The sequence below is a fragment of the Ferrimicrobium acidiphilum DSM 19497 genome (genome assembly GCF_000949255.1).
In the GTDB taxonomy this organism is placed as follows: domain Bacteria; phylum Actinomycetota; class Acidimicrobiia; order Acidimicrobiales; family Acidimicrobiaceae; genus Ferrimicrobium; species Ferrimicrobium acidiphilum.
The window spans coordinates 41,480-57,754 of sequence record NZ_JXUW01000018.1; the positions used below are offsets into that span (position 1 = coordinate 41,480).

Annotated in this window: 15 protein-coding genes and 2 pseudogenes; 5 read left to right on the top strand and 12 right to left on the bottom strand. The window is 57.4% G+C overall.

Annotated features, from left to right (window positions below; all coding sequences use genetic code 11):
* Positions 1–42 precede the first annotated feature (42 nt).
* The 4 genes and pseudogenes from FEAC_RS09230 to rpoZ form a co-directional block, all read right to left on the bottom strand.
* Positions 43–1,935, bottom strand: a complete 1,893-nt coding sequence (locus FEAC_RS09230; protein ID WP_035390340.1) for a primosomal protein N' family DNA-binding protein — start codon at positions 1,933–1,935, stop codon at positions 43–45.
* Positions 1,925–3,112, bottom strand: a complete 1,188-nt coding sequence (gene metK, locus FEAC_RS09235; RefSeq protein ID WP_035390342.1) for a methionine adenosyltransferase — start codon at positions 3,110–3,112, stop codon at positions 1,925–1,927. Before metK ends, FEAC_RS09230 begins: the two co-directional genes overlap by 11 nt.
* Positions 3,113–3,145: 33 nt before the next feature.
* A pseudogene (gene coaBC, locus FEAC_RS09240) lies at positions 3,146–4,315 on the bottom strand (bifunctional phosphopantothenoylcysteine decarboxylase/phosphopantothenate--cysteine ligase CoaBC); the annotation flags it as partial.
* Between the two features lie 25 nt (positions 4,316–4,340).
* Complete coding sequence (rpoZ, locus tag FEAC_RS09245; RefSeq protein ID WP_052566138.1) at positions 4,341–4,628, bottom strand: DNA-directed RNA polymerase subunit omega; 288 nt, start codon at positions 4,626–4,628, stop codon at positions 4,341–4,343.
* Positions 4,629–4,745: 117 nt separating this feature from the next.
* On the opposite strand from rpoZ, the gene FEAC_RS16100 reads away from it, so the two are divergent.
* Positions 4,746–4,877, top strand: a complete 132-nt coding sequence (locus FEAC_RS16100) for a hypothetical protein (protein ID WP_269078260.1) — start codon at positions 4,746–4,748, stop codon at positions 4,875–4,877.
* A gap of 130 nt (positions 4,878–5,007) precedes the next feature.
* Here FEAC_RS16100 and FEAC_RS09250 read toward each other — a convergent pair whose 3' ends face one another.
* From FEAC_RS09250 to pyrR, 8 genes are all read right to left on the bottom strand, one after another.
* Positions 5,008–5,559, bottom strand: coding sequence for a guanylate kinase (locus FEAC_RS09250; RefSeq protein ID WP_081901161.1), 552 nt, complete (start codon positions 5,557–5,559; stop codon positions 5,008–5,010).
* Entirely contained in the window at positions 5,556–5,876 is a 321-nt protein-coding gene (gene mihF, locus FEAC_RS09255) for an integration host factor, actinobacterial type (RefSeq protein WP_035390345.1), read from the bottom strand. The genes FEAC_RS09250 and mihF overlap by 4 nt, the downstream gene beginning before the upstream one ends.
* 72 nt (positions 5,877–5,948) lie before the next feature.
* Positions 5,949–6,644: an orotidine-5'-phosphate decarboxylase gene (gene pyrF, locus FEAC_RS09260; RefSeq protein WP_035390363.1), complete on the bottom strand. Its 696-nt coding sequence runs from the start codon at positions 6,642–6,644 to the stop codon at positions 5,949–5,951.
* Positions 6,645–6,693: 49 nt separating this feature from the next.
* Positions 6,694–7,647: a dihydroorotate dehydrogenase gene (locus FEAC_RS09265; RefSeq protein WP_052566140.1), complete on the bottom strand. Its 954-nt coding sequence runs from the start codon at positions 7,645–7,647 to the stop codon at positions 6,694–6,696.
* Positions 7,647–10,949, bottom strand: coding sequence for a carbamoyl-phosphate synthase large subunit (carB, locus tag FEAC_RS09270; RefSeq protein ID WP_035390347.1), 3,303 nt, complete (start codon positions 10,947–10,949; stop codon positions 7,647–7,649). The genes FEAC_RS09265 and carB overlap by 1 nt, the downstream gene beginning before the upstream one ends.
* Positions 10,942–12,267, bottom strand: a complete 1,326-nt coding sequence (gene carA / locus FEAC_RS09275; protein WP_052566141.1) for a glutamine-hydrolyzing carbamoyl-phosphate synthase small subunit — start codon at positions 12,265–12,267, stop codon at positions 10,942–10,944. Before carA ends, carB begins: the two co-directional genes overlap by 8 nt.
* Positions 12,260–13,588, bottom strand: a complete 1,329-nt coding sequence (locus FEAC_RS09280) for a dihydroorotase (protein WP_035390349.1) — start codon at positions 13,586–13,588, stop codon at positions 12,260–12,262. Before FEAC_RS09280 ends, carA begins: the two co-directional genes overlap by 8 nt.
* Positions 13,589–13,600: 12 nt before the next feature.
* The gene (pyrR, locus tag FEAC_RS09285) at positions 13,601–14,131 is read right to left on the bottom strand and encodes a bifunctional pyr operon transcriptional regulator/uracil phosphoribosyltransferase PyrR (protein ID WP_035390351.1); all 531 of its coding nucleotides are present in this window, start codon (positions 14,129–14,131) and stop codon (positions 13,601–13,603) included.
* A 432-nt stretch (positions 14,132–14,563) separates the two neighbouring features.
* Between pyrR and FEAC_RS14745 the strand changes: the two genes are divergently transcribed.
* The 4 genes and pseudogenes from FEAC_RS14745 to FEAC_RS09295 form a co-directional block, all read left to right on the top strand.
* Positions 14,564–15,019 carry a helix-turn-helix domain-containing protein gene (locus tag FEAC_RS14745; protein WP_160290372.1) on the top strand — a complete coding sequence of 152 codons (456 nt, stop codon included), beginning with the start codon at positions 14,564–14,566 and terminating at the stop codon, positions 15,017–15,019.
* Positions 14,976–15,146 carry a transposase gene (locus FEAC_RS15215; RefSeq protein ID WP_152623163.1) on the top strand — a complete coding sequence of 57 codons (171 nt, stop codon included), beginning with the start codon at positions 14,976–14,978 and terminating at the stop codon, positions 15,144–15,146. The genes FEAC_RS14745 and FEAC_RS15215 overlap by 44 nt, the downstream gene beginning before the upstream one ends.
* A gap of 17 nt (positions 15,147–15,163) precedes the next feature.
* Positions 15,164–15,382, top strand: a complete 219-nt coding sequence (locus FEAC_RS14750) for a transposase (protein ID WP_082055638.1) — start codon at positions 15,164–15,166, stop codon at positions 15,380–15,382.
* 517 nt (positions 15,383–15,899) lie between these two features.
* A pseudogene (locus FEAC_RS09295) lies at positions 15,900–16,275 on the top strand (group II intron reverse transcriptase/maturase); the annotation flags it as partial.

The following is a 16,275-nucleotide window of genomic DNA, read 5'->3' on the forward strand; positions in this document are numbered from 1 at the left end:
TCTCACCAGCGGCTATCTGTATACCGAAAACCTTCATACTTCTCACAACTCAACCGGGTCAAACGAGAAACGACAGAGACGACTGTCGGTGGGCCATGTCCCCTGTGCAAGGCGTTCATGCAGTTCAAGGCTGTCGTTGGCGACAAAGAGGCAACTGGAATCAGACTCAGTGATCACCTCGATGCCATCAAACAAGGCGGCTGGTTGTGCATCCACAAGCTCACGCGCACGCACTCCGTCCACCCTGGCTATAACCTTCGACGGAGGGAGCCCTAACCGCTGGCGAGAGGCCAACTCCCTCCGATAGAGAGCACGAAGGTTCCGTGACTCAAGGCCCGTAAGCAGATGGTCGTCTGATCCGTCGGTCAAGACGAGCACCTGTTCGCTGATCGACGCTGCACGGTTGCAATAATAGAGTGCGAGAGCAAGGCCCTCGAGCGATGAGACACCATGAAAGTGCTCCACGTTGAGCAGTGCCACCACGCTCGTCTCCTCGATCCGATCGAGCAAACCGTACCCGCCTACCACGACCTGCCAATCTGGCGCGGGGTCACTATCACCACCGACCAGCTCAACCTTAGCGGTCACCGCTCCTGCCAAAAGTGCATGCACACGCGTGGCCGACAGCGCCGTCGCCGCCACCTTGCGGCTTGCACACTTCAGACAGCGCAGCGGGAAGCGCTCACTGCAGCTAGGGCAGTGCATCGCGTCGGCGACCATGCCGTGGCGTACCAGCGCGAGTCGCTCACTCAAGCCAGGATGTGAGACGTCCAGGTTCAGCGGAGCGAGCTGGACATTGCAGTTGGGGCAGCGCTGTAGGGCATGGCACGCCTGGCAGCGCAGCCAACCACGCCAGCCTGCGCTCGGCAAGATCACCGCCAAACGCCGCGAACGATCTCGGCCCAGACCACGATCCAGAATCGCCCCAACGATACCACGATTAGGATCGAGCTCCGCCAACCGAACCAGATCAAACCTTGGCCAACGCCCAGACTCCACCCCGAACGGTTCACGATAGACCCTCGCGTGTGCAGCGACGGCAAGCGGAGGCGCAGCGGTCACCACCGTCACACGTATGCCCTCTATGCTCGCACGCAGGCGAGCTACCTCGAGCCCATCCGCGCAAGGTGTCGACTGTTCGCGCATACTGGGATCAGCTGGATCGAGCACTAATAGGTAGTCGACCTCGGACAAGGGCGCAAAAGCGCCGAAACGACTACCAACCACCACCTTGACGGTTCCGTTCGCGATCTCCACCCAATCGGTCTCGGCATCACCCGCCTGCAATCCAGCCTGGGTAAGCGCCAGCAGTAAGCGTTCGCGCTGGCGTGAGGTTGGGCAGATGACGATGCCAGCGGAGTGCGGATGATCGCGCACGTAACCAGCCGCTGTCTCGACGGAGCTCACCCCCATCGAGTGCCAGATGAGATCCAGAGGGGCGAGCCTCGGTGGCCACCATGACTCCTCTTCACCATGAGCGTAACCGTCGGACGTAGCCGCATTCCGCACACGATCGCGAGTGTTCTCATTACTGACGACAACCTCATTGCCAGACTGAACGCCATCCCCATCGTGAGCAGGTCGTCCGACCGCTCGATCAACGCTCACTAGCGCGGCATCCCGAACCCGCGGACTCCGGGTCTTTCGCAAGAAGTAGACGGGAGAGCAGACGTACCAGCGAGAGGCGAGCATGGCGAGCTGGATGAGCCCTCCGTGCACAGCCCGCCTTCGACAGCGAATAACCTCCTTGAGCTCGGGTGATTCATCCTCGGTCGAGATCGAAATCACCCAGGCAGCAATGCGTCGCGTCTGCAAAGGCACGATTATCTCATCACCCAAGCGAGGAGTACCTAGGCTCTCCGGCCACCGATATCGATAAGGTCCGGGGCGTCCTACAATCTCGACGACGACGTCGACGACGACGTTAGAGGCCAAGCTCCGCCTTGAAGGGCTCCAACCGAGTCGTCTCCTCCCAGGTAAAACCGCTGGAGGATCTGCCAAAATGGCCGTAGGCCGCTGTCCTTCTGTAGATCGGCCTCCGAAGGTCTAGCGCCTCGATGATGGCCGCTGGTCGAAGATCAAAGATCGTCAGAATCGCCGCCTCGATCTTGGCAGGATCTACCACCTCGGTGCCGAAGGTGTCGACCATGATGGATACCGGGTGTGCCACGCCAATCGCATAGGCTATCTGGACCTCACACCGGCTAGCCGCGCCTGAAGCAACGACATGTTTTGCCACCCATCGAGCAGCGTAGGCTGCCGATCGATCAACCTTAGAGGGGTCCTTGCCGGAGAAGGCTCCGCCACCATGGCGAGCCGCACCTCCATAAGTATCAACGATGATCTTGCGACCAGTGAGGCCAGTGTCGGCATGGGGGCCACCGATCTCGAACCGACCGGTCGGGTTGGTCAGTACCTCTAGCCCACTTACATCGATGGTCCGAGGCAACATCGGTTCGATCACGATCGAGGTCAAATCAGGCTTAAGTAGGGTCTCTAGATCGATTCCCGCCTGATGTTGTGTAGAGATCAGCACCTTGTCGATACGAACCGGTCGATACCCTTCGTACTCCACCGTTACCTGAGTCTTGCCATCAGGACGCAGGTAAGGGAGGAGTCCGGCACGCCGCACCTCCGTCAAGCGCTGGGCTAGTCGATGGGCAACCCAGATAGGCAGTGGCATCAGATCGGGGGTCTCGTCACAGGCAAAACCAAACATCATCCCTTGATCTCCCGCCCCTAGCGAAGAGAGTGGATCTCCCTGTCCAGCCCGGGTCTCATAGGCGGTAAGGACGCCATTGGCGATATCTCGCGACTGTTCATCCAACGAGACCACGACCCCACAGGTATTGCCGTCGAAGCCGTAGGTCTCATTGTCATAGCCGATATCACAGATTGTGCGTCTCACGATCTTCGGTATATCGACATAGCCCTCGGTGGTGATCTCTCCAGCGACCACTACGAGTCCAGTGGTGAGGAGGGTCTCGCAAGCCACTCTAGAGATTGGATCCTGTGCGAGGATCTCATCGAGAATGGCGTCAGATATCTGATCCGCCATTTTGTCTGGGTGTCCCTCGGTCACCGACTCCGAGGTAAAGAGGTAAGAACGCATATTTCTCCCAACGTTTGCAGATAGGGTCTCAGTCTAGACCTCGATGAGAGCGACGATCGCCGCGAGGATACTCGCCGCTATCTCCGTCTTTGGAGCCATCTCGATCCGACGTTGGCGACCGAGCCGGTCAAGAAGATAGACCGCGTTAGTCACGGATCCAAACTCAGACCCTGGTTCTGCGACATTGTTGCCAACGATCAGGTCGACTCCCTTGTTAGCGAGCTTATTGGCCACACTCTCCTCGAGCCTTTCAACCTCAGCGGCAAACCCGACGATCACCTGCGGCTGCTTACGATGTTGGACCAGCTCAACCAAGATATCCGGATTCGGAACCAACGACAGCTCGAGTCGCTCCTTGCCTGCTCGCTTGACCTTCCCAGCGAATGGCTCGGCTACCCGGAAGTCAGCGACGGCGGCGCTCATGATAAGCACATCAGAGTCTTCCTGTGCGCTCCGCATGGCGTCGAGCATCTGCTCCGCGCTCTCGACGCGCAAAACCTCAACGAGATCGGCTCGAAAGGGAGGATCTACGGTGGTCACGCAACGCACAGACGCACCAGCCAGCGCCGCCACCTGAGCAAGCGCCCAACCCTGACGTCCACTCGATCGATTCCCGATGTAGCGTACCGCATCTATTGGCTCGCGGGTTCCACCAGCAGAGACGGTTATCCGCAGTCCATCTAGCGGTCCCGCTCCAGGTGTGAGCCAATAGTGAACCGCCTCCACAACCCACAACGGATCAACAAGACGCCCAATACCCACATCACCGCCGGCTAGACGGCCCTCGGCTGGTCCGACGAAGTGGACACCATCGCCGACCAACGTCATCACGTTTCGCTGAGTCGCTGGCGCCTCCCACATCGCGGAGTGCATTGCTGGTGCGACGACGACCGGACCATCAAAGGCCAGCAACAGTGTAGAGCCGAGGTCATCAGCAACCCCATGAGCCATCTTGGCTAGAAAATCAGCCGTCGCCGGCACTACCACAACCAGGTCAGCCCACTCTGCGAGTTCGGTATGCGGAGATGGAGAGTCACCAAAAAGAGACCGAAAAGGGTTGCTATGCGCTACCGAAGCTACGGCTTGGACACCAAGAAACCTTTCGGCTGCATCAGTAAGGAGCACCCGAACTTCATAGCCTCTATCGAGAAGTTCACGAATTACCTCAAGCGACTTGAAGGCAGCTACCCCACCGGTGACGAGTACGACAACTCGCCAAGACGAGGTCCTACTCTGGTTCGTCGTCGCCGTCGACCGACTCCTCGACTACTTCCTGACGAAACTCTGGAACGATCTTTCCAGCGGCTATCTCATCGAATGCAAGCGAGAGTGACTTTGCCGCGTCCGACTCCATCTGCGGTGGGATGAGGGTACCAAGTCCATCACCGAGCCTACTGCGATACTCATTAATCTGACGGGCTCTCTTGGCAGCGAGCGAGACAAGGATGAACTTCGATCCCGTCTCCTCGAGAAGAACCTCGATCGGCGGCATCAGCATCGATCTCGTACGTTCCATAGATGGCTCCTCATCGTAATAAATCCCGTCGGACCCTGAGCACGACGGCCGGGGCGCCAACGAACGGCTCACACCCTGCGCCAATTCTAGTTGATCGACGACGATTTGCATCCTCGCGTGAGGATAGCGACCGGCGGTGGTGGCTCATCGATAGCCCAACGTCTAGATCCAGCGGGCACATTTGGTCGCCAACAGGTGTCTCACCAACGCTCGGTCATCAACGACCAGCGAGTAGGGATAAAGGGTTGAGCGTATCTGGAGAGCCTTGGGGAAGAGATCTACCCTCGCCAACTACGCCGGGCGACGTGGCAAGTCAGTAGATAGCCCTTTTAAGAGCACGAACAGTTGGTGCGGCCAAACCTGGGCAGACAAGACGGCGTCAGGTTGGTGTTGACCTTTTGGCCAACCAGCCCTCTATCAGTGCTACCACCTCGGCAACACTGGTATCCAAATCGTTGTTGACTACCACGTTGTCGGCGACACTACGAGCAATATCCATCTCATCAGTTGCGATCGCGATCCGCCTTGCAATATGATCTGCGTCATCTCCTCGTTGCGCCATACGATCGCGCAACGTGTCGAGCGAAGGTGGCTCTAGGCCGATGATCAGCGCTGACGGTTCCAGTCCTCTGACGGTACGCGCCCCTTTGGCATCGATCTCCAAGAGCAGCACCCGACCATTCTCAGGAGCCGTCCGAGGGGTCCCGTAGAGGTACCCACCAAACTCCTCCCACTCGAGGAAAAATCCAGCATCGATAGCTGAGACAAAACGTTCACGACTCACAAATGTATAGGCATCAGCAGACTCCCCATCCCTACGCTCTCTCGTGGTCCATGACCGCGAGAGAGCCAGGTACGGAAGTCGCATCACAACCTCACTAGCAATCGTTCCCTTGCCGACCCCACCGGGGCCGCAGAGGACAACGGTCAGTGGCGCTCAGTCTCCTCGATAAGACGCTTGCGTTGGATAGCTCCAAGTCCTTGGACTCGACGAGTATCAGCGATACCGATCTCCTCCATAATCCTGCGAGCCTTGACCTTGCCGATCCCAGGAAGAGACTCGAGCACCGAAAGCACCTTCATCCTCCCTACGATCTCATCCTTCTCGGCTTCCGAGAGCAGCGCGGTCAGCGTTAAGCTCCCCAACTTCAGGCGTTCCTTCACCTCAGCACGGGCTCTCCTCGCCTCTGCACCCTTTGCAAGTGCGGCGGCCCTCTGTTCTGGTGTCAATTGTGGTGGCAATGGCATAAGCGCAAATTAGCAGACAACGAGGAACAACGAGACCGTTTTGACAAGAAAACCGATAAAACCCTCTGTTTATTAGCCAAGAAGACCGCTAACTAGGGACTCCGCCGCAGCCTTTGGATCAGCTGCGGCGGTGACTGTACGACCAATGACCAGATAGTCAGCGCCGGCCGCAAACGCCTCTTGCGCGGTGGCTGGCCGCCCCTGATCGTGGGTGGGAGCTCCAGACTGGCGAATACCTGGCACCACCGACACCATTGACGGGGCGACTGCCCTGATGGTAGCCAGATCGTGTGCGCTCGCCACATATCCCTGCACGCCGGCGGCAAAGGCATGTGAGATCCGTGTCTTGAGTAGACCCGACTCCACCCGTGACTCCGACGTCAGCACCGAGACCGCGAGTGCGATAGGCATCTCCTCGTCCGCCTTCCGCGAGCCCTCCATCAGACCCTGCATCCCAAGCCGTAACATCTCAACGCCACCGGCTGCGTGCAGGGTAACAAATGTCGGACCCAGCGATCCTAGAACATGGGCAGCCCGACCGACCGTGGTTGGAATGTCGTGAAGTTTTAGGTCTATGAACACCCGGAACCCTGCTTCACGGAGTGAGAATACCACAGAGGGCCCCGCTGCTGAAAATAGCTCAAGACCAACCTTGGCGGTGGCGAAATACTCGCCAAGACTCGTCGCCAACCGTAGCGCGGCTACTGCATCGTCTAGATCTAGGGCCAGAATCAAACGCTCTCTTGCAGAACCCTCTATTGATGCCATTTTCACCTCTCCGTTGTCTGTTTGTTCTCCGACCACATCACACCATCCCTCACTCCAATTCACCGGCCCCACCTGGTCGATCAAGACCCTCGAAGCGAGCAAGAAATGACAAAAGTGAGTTGCAACCCTGGTTCGATACCTTCACCTCAAGTTCTTGTACGAGAAGCTGGGATCGACGGGGATCAACGAAGTTAGCGGTTCCAATTTGCACTGCATTAGCACCGGCTGTCAACATTCTTACTACACTATCCACCGTGCTAATACCACCAACTCCGATAATAGGAATAGACGGAAAATAGCTACGTAGATCGGAGACAATGCGAAGCGCCATTGCATGAATTTGAGCACCCGATAGGCCTCCTCCACGAGCTGTCCCAAGAACCGACTTTCCCTTATACAGCCACTGACCGAACACCGTGTTAATCGCTACGAGCCCATCGGCTCCAGCCTGAATCGCCGCCTCAGCTACCGCTAGCACTCGGTCGGTGTTCGGGGACAACTTCACGTAGAGAGGATGGTTGGTCTCTTGACGGCAGCGAGATACTATCCCACTAACCGCTGTCGGGTCGTGAGCAAATAGACGATCACCTGCGTCGGTATTGGGACACGAGACGTTCAGTTCTATGAAGGCCGCCTGGGGTGCACCCTGGGCCAAAGTGCGCGTCGCCTCCACGTAATCCTCTATCGTCCTACCCCAAATGCTCACCGCGAACGTCGCCCCTGAACTAGCAAGCATTGGATAGTATTCGTTCAGCCATCGTTCGACGCCGGGACCAGGTAGGCCCACGGAATTTAGCATCCCAACCGGCAACGGAGCGAGCCTCGGCGCAGGGTTTCCAGCATGGGCAAAGATCGCCAGCGACTTGACCACATGGGCGCCGAGCCGCGATAGGTCGAGCACATTCGCAAACTCGACACCGTAGCCAGCCGTACCTGCCGCCGTCATGATCGGGTTTTGCAACCGCAGCTCTCCCAGGCACACGCCCAAGTCAACGTCTACCACTATCGATGGTACTCCTGGATCGGAGACACGCCGTAGCCGGACTCCCGCAAGGCTCTAATACCGCCTACCGCGGCCAAAGCTGCCGACATAGTAGTGATGCACGGAACTCTAAGTCGTTGCGCCGTCGCCCGTATCCGATGGCCATCGACTCTCGGACCTGACCCCTCAGGCGTGTTGATCACCAGACCCACCCGACGAGAGTTCAAGAGCCAGACGGCATCAACCGCACCATCCCTGGCGGTGCCGATATCGGTTACCCGTTCCTCATGAACCTTATCTACCAGCACCGTTATTGGGACACCATTGCTACGAAGGAAACCAGCGGTGCCGTAGGTGGCTCCCAATGAGAATCCGAGCTCGACAAGTTGGCGAGCCAGGTTCACGCCGCTCGCCTTGTCGCGATCTGCGAGCGACAGAAATACCATGCCAACATTAGGGAGCACGGTCCCTGCTGCAATCTGTGATTTTGCAAAGGCAAGCTCGAAGGTAGTGTCGACTCCCATGACCTCGCCAGTAGAGCGCATCTCGGGGCCTAACAGCGAATCGGCTGCAGGAAAGCGCTGGAATGGGAGGACCGCCTCTTTAACCGAATAGTGCGTGCCTCGTCGGGTCGTAGTGACTCCAGAGGCTCGTATCTCAGCAAGCGTCTCGCCTACCATCACCCTAGCCGCGATCTTGGCCAGCGGTATTCCAGTCGCCTTCGCCACAAACGGTACCGTTCGCGAAGCCCGTGGATTAGCTTCGATGACATAGACGGTCTCATCTTTGATCCCAAACTGCATGTTGATCAGACCGACGACCTCAAGCTCATTGGCGACGGCCTCTATGATCTGCTCGATTCGCTGAATCACCTCAGGGCTAAGCGTTACCGGCGGCAGAACACAGGCAGAGTCGCCTGAGTGGACACCAGCCTCCTCGACGTGCTCCATCACGCCACCTATGAGCACCTCGCCCACGCTGTCGCGCACAGCATCGACATCGACCTCGATAGCGTCCTCCAAGAAGCGATCGATAAGCACAGGGCGAGACTGCGACATCTGCCCCTCATCACTCAGCGAGGCGAGTCGCAGGAAGCTCCGTCTAAGATCGACCTCATTGGCCACGATCTCCATAGCACGTCCACCAAGGACGTAGGATGGCCGAATCAACACCGGATAGCCGACCTTACCGGCCGCCTCCACCGCCTCTTCGAGGTTGGTAACTGTTGCCCCAGGAGGCTGTAAGATGCCGAGCGATTCGCACAAAGCTGACCAGCGATTACGGTCCTCAGCCCGGTCAATGGAGGCAGCAGATGTCCCGAGAATAAGTTCAGCATCAAGATGGCGAGCGAGTTTGAGTGGCGTCTGTCCCCCAAAGGCGACAAATACGCCGCGCAAGTTAGAGGAGGTGCGCTCGGTCTCGATCACATCCAAGACGTGTTCGAGCGCCAAAGGCTCCATGTAGAGCCGCGAAGAGGTGTCATAATCGGTGGAGACCGTCTCGGGGTTGGAGTTAACCATCACCGTCTTGTAACCCATCTCCTGGAGCGCGAAGCTGGCGTGCACGCAACAGTAATCAAACTCAATGCCCTGACCGATCCGATTCGGCCCTGATCCGAGGATGATCACCGTCGGCTCCTCGAGCCCGGTGACCTCGGTCGCCTCCTCGTTCGAGGAGTAAAAATAGGGTGTATGGGCCTCGAACTCCCCGGCACAGGTGTCGACAGACTGATAGCTAGCTCCAAGACCAAGACTAAGTCGGTGCTGACGGACCAGCGCTAAGTCGGTACCGAACAGGTAAGCCAACTGTGCATCGCCAAAACCGGCTCGTCGCGCAGCCAACAGCTCCTTGTATCCAAGGCTCGCAAGGTCAGGGACGAACGTCTCCAAGGAGCGTCGAGTTCGAACGATCTGGTCGATTTCGGCCAAGAACCAAGGGTCGATACGGGTCGCAGCGTGGACGACTTCGAGCTCGATACCACGGTAGAGAGCCTCTGCTACCAGAAATATCCTGGTTGGCGATGCAACTGCTAGCTCACTAAGGAGATCCTCATCGGTTAGCCGTCGAAGACCACGTTCTCCTTCATCACAGTTGAGGCCATCTCTAGCGCGCTCGATCGAACGTAAAGCCTTCTGGAGCGCCTCGGCGAAGCTCCTGCCTATAGCCATCGCCTCTCCGACCGACTGCATCGAGGTCGAGAGGACCTCAGGGACTCCTTCAAACTTCTCAAAGACCCATCGTGGAATCTTCACCACCACGTAGTCAAGTGCGGGTTCAAAGCTCGCCGGTGTCACCACAGTTATATCGTTATTAATCTCATCGAGCGTGTAGCCAAGCGCGAGCTTGGTCGCGATCTTAGCGATCGGGAATCCGGTCGCCTTCGACGCTAACGCCGAGGAGCGCGAGACCCGAGGATTCATCTCCACGACTACCATCCGTCCAGTAGCAGGGTCGACGGCGAACTGGACATTTGATCCACCAGTCTCCACTCCTACGCCACGCAATATCGCGAACGACAGCGAGCGCATCTCCTGGTACTGGAGGTCGGTCAGAGTCTGGATCGGCGCCACCGTGATCGAGTCGCCGGTGTGCACCCCCATCGGGTCGAGGTTCTCGATCGAGCAGACGACGACACAGTTGTCGTTAGCATCGCGCATAACCTCGAGCTCGAACTCCTTCCAGCCCGCGATCGACTCCTCTATCAGGACTTCGTGGACTGGCGAGGCCATGAGACCCGCCTCCATCATCGACTGGAACTCCTGCTGTGAATGTGCGATTCCGGTTCCAGCTCCTCCAAGGATGAACGACGGACGCAACATCACTGGAAAACCCAACGACTCGGCGATACGGGTCGCATCCTCAATTGAGTGCGCGAGACCACCTTTGATAGTCGCGTGCTCATAACCCATAGAGATCAAAAGATCCTTGAAGGCCTCACGACTCTCGGCCACAAGGATCGCCTCGGGCTTGGCCCCGATCATTTGAACCCCATAGCGTGCTAAAACTCCGCTGCCATCGAGATCCATCGCCAGGTTCAAGGCGGTCTGCCCTCCGAGCGTAGGCAGCAGCGCATCTGGCCGCTCGCGCTCGATTATCTTGGTCATGACCTCTAACGTCAACGGCTCGATGTAAGTAGCGTCAGCGAACTCTGGATCGGTCATGATCGTAGCTGGGTTGGAGTTCGCTAATATAACTCGGATCCCCTCATCACGAAGTACGCGACACGCCTGCACACCCGAGTAGTCAAACTCGCTGGCCTGTCCTATGACGATCGGACCTGATCCAATCACCAGTACCGAATCTATCCCATTCCTTTTAGGCATGAAAAACACCTCCGTTGGCGATCAAACCAGCGATCTGAGTAGCCATGTAAGTCCGTTCCTCAAGCGGACCTGGCGCCGCCTCAGGATGATACTGGACGCTCAGGGCACGAAGCTCGGGACACCGAAACCCCTCCACTACACCATCAAAGAGATTGCGGTGGGTGATCTCTACCTCCGTGTCGAGATCACCAAGCGACTCCTCATCGACCGCGTAGTTATGATTCTGGGCGGTGATGGCGACGCTATTATCGGTGAGACGAGCAACCGGATGGTTGGAGCCGTGGTGCCCAAACCTGAGCTTGTAGGTACTAGCCCCTAGAGCAAGAGCGAGCAGCTGATGGCCGAGACAGATGCCTGCGATCGGAACCTCACCCACCAATGCAGCGATGGTGGCAACCTTGTCTCCAAGCGCCTCGGGGTCACCAGGGCCGTTAGAGAGAAAGACGGCAGAGGGAGCTAGAGCCCGAATTTGGCTTACACCGACACTCGCATTGACCACGACGATCTCCCAAGGTCCTCGTAGGCTCGCCAACATCGCACGCTTCACGCCATAGTCAATGACCACAAGTCGGCCGGGAGTGGCGCCTTCAGAGACAGCGAGCGGTGCAATGGTATAGCTAGATGCGGTCGAAACCTGATCAACCAGATTCCTACCCTCGGTTCCGACGGCGTCTCGCACCTCGGCAAGGGCGGACTCTGGGTCCTCAGTTGTCAATCTCCCCGGTATAGCACCGACGTCACGAAGGTGGCGCACTAGTCGACGGGCATCGAAATTTACAAACAACGGAACCCCGGCCATCTCCAGCACCGACGCTAGCGAACGCTGGGCTGCAAAATTCGATACCCGTACGGTATAACGTGGTGCGAGTACGGCCGAGACCCACACTCTGGCACTTTGGAAATCAGCTTGAGTCAGCCCATAATTACCTAACTGGGCCGTGGTGAAACACACCATCTGGCCAAAGTACGAGGGATCGCTGATCACCTCTTGGTAGCCACTCATCGCCGTGTTGAACACCACTTCTGCAGTGACCGATGGCGGCGGCGACTGGTTAGAGTGAACAAACTCACCGGCAAAGCGAGTACCGTCCTTGAGCACTAGCCATCCAGGTGTGGTGACGAACAACTCGACATCGAAGCCGGCCGAGCCACTGCCGCCGATCTCTAGTCGATAGTCCTCGGTCCCATCAGACCTTTTCAACACCCTCATCGGCGCCTCAGAAGCACTAGAGGTACCCGGAGCAGGAACTCCCTCGGACGTCACCAGCTCACAAGAAGCACCCAAATGCTCCGCCTGAAGAGCCAAATCCTCATGCATCGACGACCTCTCCTTCATCAACGACCTGTCTGCCAGCAAGAAAGACATCATCAACCCGCCCGATCAACATCTCTCCACGATAAGGAGAGTTCCCTGACCTGTACCACCGACTTGGTATCTCCCTGGGCTCAGCACTTGGATCGATAACCACCAAATCAGCTCTGGCCTGCGGTGCCAATCGGATCGAACGCCCAAGCACCTCAGCTGGTCCAGACGTCAAACACGAGAGCAATCTACCAAGGGCAATCCACTCCGGCGAAGCCAGATCCGATCCGAGCTTCCTTCTCTCGCCGGATTCAATCGTACGCCAGAGCGCCGTCCACGTCGCTGGCATCGCCTCGGAGATACCAACCATTCCAAACGCGGCCTCCTGGTAAGAGCCTCGCTTTCTCGAGTCTGGATGAGGAGCATGGTCAGTGGCCACCGCATCGAAGCTGCCGTCGAGCACCCCTTGCAGGAGAGCCATCTGCGTAGGGACAGAGCGCAACGGTGGGTTCACCTTGAACCTGGTATCACCGCCGAGCACACGAGTATCCGGGAGCAACAGGTGATGGGGGGTCACTTCGGCCGAGATCCGCAAACCCTCCCGCTTCGCCTGCCGAAAGAGGTTCAACGACTCACGTGCACTCACATGCTGGAGGTGGAGTCGTCCAGGAATACCTTTGAGGAGCTCGATATCCCTAGCGACCATCACCGACTCCGCGACCTCTGGAATGGAGGCTACCCCAAGTGCATCCGCCGCTACTCCGTCATTTACCACCCCACCCGCAGCGAGCGCCGCATCCTCTGAATGCTGGGCTATTAGGACTCCGAACTCTGCCGATGCCACCAACGCCTGACGCATGACGCTACTATCCTGGATCCCGGAACCATCATCACTAAAGATCTCGACCCCAGCATCCACCAGACGTTCAAAATCCACCAACCTGTGGCCCTCGCGGCCGAGGGTTACTGTCGCAGCTTGGACGACCTCGATGGGGAGGGTGGCAAATAACGAATTCGCCTCTCGCCACCGCTCAACACGATCAATCGGTGGCTGAGTATTCGCCATCGCGACGATGACACCGTAGCCTCCCACTAATGCTGCTCGGGCGATAGAGGTCGGATCGTCGTCCTCATCAACTCCTGGGTAGCGAAGATGGGTGTGGAGATCTATAAATGTCGGAGCAATCACCCTTCCTTCACAAACGACTACCCTATCGACGTCCGATCTATCCAATCCACGATCGACTGCCATAACTCTTGTCTCCTCCATGAGGAGATCAGCACGACAGAATCGTCCTCCAACAAAGACGACGCCACCAGCGAACAGGGTACGCATAAGAGGAACTCCTTAGGCTCGATGGATGGTAACACCGTGGGGGGTCACCGCCACGTACTCAGACAGTGCAGACGGAAGGTTCTTCCCGACGTAATCAGGACATATCGGCAGCTCACGGTGTCCTCTATCCACAAGTACCGCCAGTTGAATCAGTTCAGGACGATAGCTGGAGAGGATCGCTTCAAGCGCGGCGCGAGCCGTGCGTCCACTCTGAATTACGTCATCGACGAGGATGACCACGCCCTGCTCGACTGGAAGTCTTTGGTCAATACCAACCGCATCGACAACTGCAGTACGCGGGCGGTCATCACGAAAGGAGGAGATACTGACCTCAGAGAACGCAATCTCCAACTTCGCGTACTCAACCAGTCGTTCGCACAGCCTCCGCCCTAACCATACACCACCGCTCCGAATCCCTATCACCGAGAGAGGATTAGACTTTAGCGACTGCACTCGTTGTAAGCGTTCGAGGATCTCATGGGCCATACGAGCGATCATCCGCTCAACCTCAGCCTCATCTAGGACTGTAGAACTACGCGCCACGATTCTCCTTCCGTCCGAGCCTCACAGGACACAGTTAACGGTCGATACGATCCTAATCGCAGCCACACGCGACCACTCCAAGGGAGCTAAAACAAGCACAGCGCACAATTAGCCCCATGGGACAGACCAGAGTTATCGTTGGACGCGTATTCCTCGGCAATCTTGCGAAGGCGCTGCCTACGACAGCCATCAAGAGAGGGAATCCACCTGGAGAAGGATATTCGAGAGGAAGGGATCTGATCAAAACAAACGAGCGTCAAACGCTATATTTCCGGCTCTATTGACATTCATGTGGATAGATTTGGCCCGGATCTGATCCATAGCCCCAGTTCAGTGGGGGTATTTGGAGCTGAAATGGCCACATAAGAAACGCGCACGGTTTCTGAGCTCTAAATTTGGTGTTGGTTTGCCATCAAAATGGAGTTCAGAACCGTGCGCGCTACCTCTCTAGTTAAGCAGATGCTTGCCCTTCGCAGTGTCACCGTCATCGAGGTTTTAGTTCGTCCACACGAACTGCTGATAAAACTTAGGCTTACCCGATCGCGGTTGGTATGCCCTAAGTGCTCCTATACGACCCGGTCCTGTTATGACACGAGAACGCTCGACTCCCGATGGAGACACCTCGACATCGGGACTCACCAGACGTGGCTCTCGTGCCAACTGAGACGACTCCGGTGTCCAACCCACGGGGTGATCACTGAGGCAGTACCATTTGCCCGACCAGTTGGGGAGTCGCGGTTTACGAGGGACTTCGAGCACTTGGTAGCTTGGGCATGCGCCAAGATGGATAAGACCACGGTGACAAAACTGCTCAGAGTCGCCTGGCGTACGGTAGGAACGATCTGTGAACGAGTCGTCACGCCAAGAGCTCGATCCCAACCGTCTTGATGACCTCTTCATTCTCGGAGTCGACGAGATCAGTTATCGCAAGCACCACAACTACTTAACGCTTGTCACCAATCACGAGACGGGCAAGATCGTCTATGGGGCAGAGGGGAAAGTGCCAAGAGCCTAGATGAATTCTTCGATGACCTGGGTGAAGAACGGATTGCCAAGATCAAGGCAGCCACAATGGATCTCGGTCCAGCCTTTGCCAAGGCCTTCCGCGAGAAGGCACCTAACGCCCAAATCTGTCTCGATCCATTTCATGTGGTTAAGGTGCGCCATGAGGCGCCATGTATTCCTGCGGTGATGAAAGGACACCGCCTCTTGGGATGTCGCAGCATCCCAGCGAAGCTGAGGGCAGTCTAACCGAGGAGGTGCTCGGGAGGGCGGGAAGCAGCCCTGACAACGACGGGACGAACTGGTACTGCCAGACGGTTCGGGCCCGGCTAGCAAGACAGAGAGGTGTAACGAAAGTGAACCAGTGGTTGAACCCGCTTAAGCGTGAAACCGACCCCAAATCTGGTAGATATGGGTCGGGCAGCGGTGCGTATCCTTCCTATGTACTAGGAGGGACAACTCGTGCAATGGCTATTGATGTCAGTGTAAGAGGTCATGGTGAAGGCCTGCGGCGTAACCATGACGAGGCCGCAGCGGAAGAGCTGGGCACCCATCCTGTCAAAGGAAACATGGTGAACATGGGAACCATCCCGAGGTCGCCCTCGCTCTCGCACATCCAGTGCGAAGACGGGCAGGCCCACCGTCGGCTGATGGCCTCGGGATGGGGCGGAGGATTCGTAGTAGTCAGAGGACGGGAAAGCCGTCTACAAGGCGAAGGAATCCAGCGAACCCGTAGTAGAAGTACTGCAATGCCAGGAGGTCGCCGGTGAATACCGACGCATGTTGGCCAACGCTCGATGAAGCCAAGGTCACAGTACTGGGAATGCAGACCAAGCTACACCAATGGGCGACCGATGCCCCTAATCGTCGGTTCTGCGACCTGTATAACCTCGTCTACGACCCCGCCTTCTTGATGGTGGCGTGGGATCGAATACGGAGGAATCGAGGAGCACGTTCGGCCGGAGTGGATTACGTGAGACCAAGCGACATCCCCCGAGATGAGGTATCCATCCTGTTTCAGCTTCGAGATGATCTCAAAGCCGGCAGGTTCGTACCTCTACCCGTGCGGGAAAGGATGATACCGAAAGCGTCGGGGAAACTCCGCCGCCTAGGCATTCCAACTGCTCGGGACCGAATCGTGC

Excerpts from the sequence above, each read along its gene's own strand:
- carB (WP_035390347.1), bottom strand. The coding sequence starts at position 10,949 with ATGCCTAAAAGGAATGGGATAGATTCGGTACTGGTGATTGGATCAGGT.
- rpoZ (WP_052566138.1), bottom strand. The coding sequence starts at position 4,628 with ATGGAACGTACGAGATCGATGCTGATGCCGCCGATCGAGGTTCTTCTC.
- FEAC_RS09280 (WP_035390349.1), bottom strand. The coding sequence starts at position 13,588 with ATGCGTACCCTGTTCGCTGGTGGCGTCGTCTTTGTTGGAGGACGATTC.
- pyrF (WP_035390363.1), bottom strand. The coding sequence starts at position 6,644 with ATGGCATCAATAGAGGGTTCTGCAAGAGAGCGTTTGATTCTGGCCCTA.
- carA (WP_052566141.1), bottom strand. The coding sequence starts at position 12,267 with ATGCATGAGGATTTGGCTCTTCAGGCGGAGCATTTGGGTGCTTCTTGT.
- metK (WP_035390342.1), bottom strand. The coding sequence starts at position 3,112 with ATGCGTTCTTACCTCTTTACCTCGGAGTCGGTGACCGAGGGACACCCA.
- mihF (WP_035390345.1), bottom strand. The coding sequence starts at position 5,876 with ATGCCATTGCCACCACAATTGACACCAGAACAGAGGGCCGCCGCACTT.